A 712-nucleotide genomic window follows, 5' to 3' on the forward strand; every position below is an offset into this window, starting at 1 on the left:
GGGGCGCGACACTTTGGACCGCGTCGTATCCAATCTTTCGATGGCGAGTGGTTTATGATGTTTAACGGCATAGTCAACGAGGGCAATAACCTCCGCTTCTATGATTTTCGTTACCTGCCCACTGGTTTTACCCTCTAAGTTAAACGGGAGGGTAAAGGCATCCACACATTGACCTATGGCGTTGATATTGGCGACTGCGATATGATTTACATTCAAATCAACACCAACCATACCCGTTGATGTTGAGGTATTTAGATAAGGTGTAGCCGGCACATCGATTAAGCATTTAACGATGTAGTAGTCACCATGGTCCTCAAGTGACCATCCAATAGGCTTTCCGTACTTTTTCTTATCTTTCAGGTTCATTTGTGTCTGAATGGCACAATTGACATGATCTTGGCCATAAGGAAAAGCAACGTCAGAGAGACTAATGACGCATTGGTCGATCGCTTTAAAGGTAAGGGTATGCGTCTCTGGGTGATAATGAAACACAAAGTTACCTGATTTAGCATCTTTCCGTCCCGAAATGGTCATCTTACCGTAACGCGCCGCTGCCCAATCTTTCTGCCAACGCTCAGGATGAGCGTTATACGTCTTTTGTGTTAACCGGCCGCGGGCGAGTTTTTTACTGCCAAAACACACACCAATCACTTTATTTGTCAGTTGTGTCTGCTGTTTTTCGTATCGATCTTTCTTAAAGTTCAACTGACCC

Annotated in this window: 1 pseudogene; it reads right to left on the minus strand. The window is 44.8% G+C overall.

Going from position 1 to position 712, the window contains the following annotated elements:
* Window positions 1–712: pseudogene (locus JCM19043_RS17050) on the minus strand (IS200/IS605 family accessory protein TnpB-related protein); the annotation flags it as partial.

Source organism: Halolactibacillus sp. JCM 19043 (genome assembly GCF_001310395.1).
Lineage (GTDB): Bacteria > Bacillota > Bacilli > Bacillales > Amphibacillaceae > Halolactibacillus > Halolactibacillus miurensis.